The sequence below is a fragment of the Dehalogenimonas sp. THU2 genome, from assembly GCF_039749495.1.
Taxonomy (GTDB): Bacteria; Chloroflexota; Dehalococcoidia; order Dehalococcoidales; family Dehalococcoidaceae; genus Dehalogenimonas.
The window spans coordinates 1-3991 of sequence record NZ_JBDLLU010000028.1; the positions used below are offsets into that span (position 1 = coordinate 1).

A 3991-nucleotide genomic window follows, 5' to 3' on the forward strand; every position below is an offset into this window, starting at 1 on the left:
CACCAATGTACCGGTCAAACCGACGTTTGACTGGGCTGACGTCCCCGGTGCCGTCTCCTACGAAGTCTGGGTTGACACCAAGGCTGACTTCAGCACCGCCGTCAAGGCCACCACCCCGATCTCGGCTTACGCCTGGACCGGTGCTAACCTGGCCAACAACACCTCCTACTACTGGCAGGTACGCGCGGTAACTGGTTCCGGTACTTCCGGATGGGTAACCAGCGTGTTCACCACTGAACTGGCCGCGCCTCCTGTGGTCACCGTGACCCAGCCGGCCCCCACTCAGACGAACATCACCCTGACCGTTCCTGCGACTGAGACCCCCAGCTACATCTGGATCATCATCGGTGTCGGCGGCCTGCTGACCATCCTGGTGATCGTCCTCATCGTCCGCACCCGCCGCGTAGTCTAACTCGTTAGACTAAACAGCAACGGATAATCAGAAGGCCCCCCGGGCAACCGGGGGGCCTTCTTTATTTACCCCCCTCGTCATTGCGAGCCTCCGGCGAAGCAATCTCGGTTTTCCAGTGATTGGTCCTCTTCACCCGTACTTTCGTACTAGGGCCGCTGCTGTTCTAATTCTCAAATACGTGTAAACACGGCTAAAAATTTATAATCAGGGTATTGACATGTGTGGTAGTATTGTAGAATATGTAAATCACGTGGTGAGATACCTTTGACCACCACGAATAAATCTTAGGGAGGTGAAAATACCGGACACATGCCCGCGGAGCGGCAGGTCTCCGTAAACACCTACAACCAGACATGAGTTCCAACGTTATGAATACGTTAATCGATAAAAAAAATTGAAAAGGAAATCTAAAGGTCGATGAAAAAGTTTAATAAATTCTTTAGTGTACTGCTGACCGCGGCGCTGCTGACCGGCATGCTGGTTAGCACTGCTTTGCCGGTTAGTGCTGGCACTCAGGTGTGGAGCGACTTTACTGTCCCTTCCACCACCAACAGGGTACTGAGCACCACTATCACTGACGTCTCAGCTTTTGCTCAGTCCATGGTCGACGGCGCCCTTTATGCCTCCGTTAACGAGGGTGGCTGGAAACTCATCAAGTCCACCGATGGTGGACGCACCTGGGCCACCACTTTTACTACCACCGGTCTGCCGGCTGTAGCCGCGGTGGCAATCGTCCCGTCCAAGACTGAAGCCGATGTGGTCTTTTTGGCTGACGCTACCACCATGTACAAATCCATGGACGGCGGCAAAACCTGGACCACTATCGTTGGCGCGCCCGCCGGTGATGCTATCACCGCTCTTGATGTCGCTATCTTCGGTGGTCGCTACATAGCGGTAGTTGGCACTAATGCAGCTGGTGTTTCTGACGCCGGGGTGTATTTCTGGGATTCTAATGACGTTTTCAATAACTTGAATCCAGTCGGAACCACCACCTTCGGGTTCCCGGTATTAGCTTTGGCCATGGCACATACCTTCGGCACTGACCGCGCGGTTGTAGCTGTTGGTAATAATGGTGCCAACGCTGTCGTTCGCGTTAATGTCAACGGTGGTGCTTGGGGTGCTACGGTACTCGACACTGTGATCACGTCTGGTGTTCCTACCGCAGCCGACATTGCATTCCCCACTGACTTCAACGCCATAAGCAATCCCATATACTTCACCGTTGTTTCAGGTCCGACCGGTGGAGCTTACCGCATGGTTGGCAACACTTTCTTATCTATTGACGCCGGCCTTACTTGGAACAATATCTCCGTCAATGGTGCTTTTAATGCTGGTGCCGCTAATGTCATGATCGGTTCTTCTGCTGGCACTGTCAAAAAGAGCACCAACTCAGGCGTTTCCTTTACTCCCGTCAACCTGCGTTCGGTTGCGGTAGCCAGTTCATTTGTGTTGTTTGATATTGGTTACGCCTCCAACCAGAAAGCTTATATCCTTAACGCCGGTGAAGCTCTTAACGTCTCCATTGATGGTATGATGTACTTTAACCAATGGAGTCTGATTGACGAAGCTAGCCAGTTGGCTACCATGGACATGGCAGCTAATGGCGATATTTATGCCGTGACTTCTCCTACCACCACCCTCGGTATGTTTGATACCTTCACGCTGACTTCAGTTGCAGGTGGTGGTTTCTTCGCGGGTGATGTTTTCACCCTGACTTCAGCCGCCGCCGGTGATGCGACGGTCGTTGAAGGAACCGGCACCGTAAATGTTGTGGTCTCCGGTGGTGGTTCTGCTGCGTACCTCGCAGGTACCTGGACTGTCACATTTACCGCTGCAAGTGAGGTAGCGACTGTAACCGCTCTCACCGCTGGAACGGTAACCTGGGCAAACGGAACAGATTCACCTGCGGCAGCGGAAACTGTGGACCCCAATAATTCAATGACTGTTACCAATGTCAGCGGTGAAACAGTGACCATGGATATGAACCCAGTTGTCGTAACCCTGGTCGGTGCGGTCTCGCCCGCCGGTCCCATCACCTTCACCACCGCTGGTGAGGTCAGTGCCGTTTTTGCCGCTACCGCGGTTGGTGACGTCACCTGGACGGCAACTGCCGGCGCTACCAACGCAACAGGTGCAATAGTGTACGATCCGAATACCACCGCCGCTGTTGCTGCCGGTACCATCACCGGGTTGGACAATAATCCGGTTACCGTAGGCGGTAAGCTATGGCGTTACTTCGGCGGTGTTTGGGAACGCATTGATACCGGTCTCAACATTAACGACAACGTCTTCGTCTCCCCGAACTATGCCACTGACAAGACTGTCATGATCGCTAATATGGGGACCGCTGATGCCATCATGGTTTCCGGTAACAACGGGAACAGCTTCACCGCCATGCTGTCCGCGCCGGGCAGTTTTGACGGGACTCCAAATGTCATTGAATCTGTTTTCGTTGTCAACAACACCACCGTAATCGTCGGTTCCGCCGACGGTGTCATCACCAAAAACACCAGCCCCTTCTTCTGGACTGAGACCAACGTATTTGGAGTTGGTTCTGCTATGGATGTTACCGATATCAAGCAGGCTTCCAATGGTGACCTGCTGGCAGTAGCTACCAAAGCCGGATCAACCAAAGTCGCCAAGTCGACTGACGGCGGCGCTACCTGGACGGTTATAACTGCCAATAACATCAGTTATGGTAATGGAGCGAAGGCCTATGTCGCTCCGGCCAATGACTATGCTGCGACTGGCAATTACTTTGTTGCCGTATTCGACAAAACGTACCGTGGTAAAACCGAGATTGCCAGCGGCGGTATGGGTTCTGCCACTGGTGTGGTTACCGCTCCCGGTATTGGCAATTCTGATGAAGGCAACGGTGTTGCCTATATCAGTGACACCGGCAGTGATATTGAGCGCGCCCGCGGCAAGATGGACTGGGTTGATAACCTGGCCTCTTTTGGTAGCGGCGTTGCTAAATTGTTCGTCACGGTTGAGGCTGATGGCAATAAACTGTGGGCTCTGGGTGTTAATGGTAACATTCGCGTCTACACCGATACCATGGCCAAGGGCATCACCGGTGTAGCCGCTTCCAACATCGTGTCCACCACTTCGGTCTTCCTGGGCATTGTGACTACCACCAACACCGCTACCATCTCATGGGATGCCATGCCCAATGCTACCCGCTATACCTATGCGGTGGCGACGGGTGCTTATGAGAAAGATCTCATGAACCTCAGCAGTGCTGTGGTTGCCAATGGTTCCATTACCGGCACTACTGCCAACCTGACCGGTCTGGCCGCCGACACCGCCTACTATGTCAGTGTCTGGGCTGACCGAACCGGTACCGGTGGCGCTAACCCGATGAGTAGCTTCCGCGGCACTTCTTCCTTCACTACCGTGGTGGGTGCCCCCACCCCGGCGATGAATCTGGCCCCGGCCGCTGGCGCCACCAATGTACCGGTCAAACCGACGTTTGACTGGGCTGACGTCCCCGGTGCCGTCTCCTACGAAGTCTGGGTTGACACCAAGGCTGACTTCAGCACCGCCGTCAAGGCCACCACCCCGATCTCGGCTTACGCC

General features: G+C 54.2%; 1 protein-coding gene and 1 pseudogene. Both read left to right on the forward strand.

The window, feature by feature from the left end:
• Positions 1–412: pseudogene (locus ABFB09_RS09515) on the forward strand (hypothetical protein); the annotation flags it as partial.
• Between the two features lie 417 nt (positions 413–829).
• The coding region (locus tag ABFB09_RS09520; protein WP_347001260.1) for a fibronectin type III domain-containing protein at positions 830–3991 on the forward strand (3162 nt) is incomplete at its 3' end.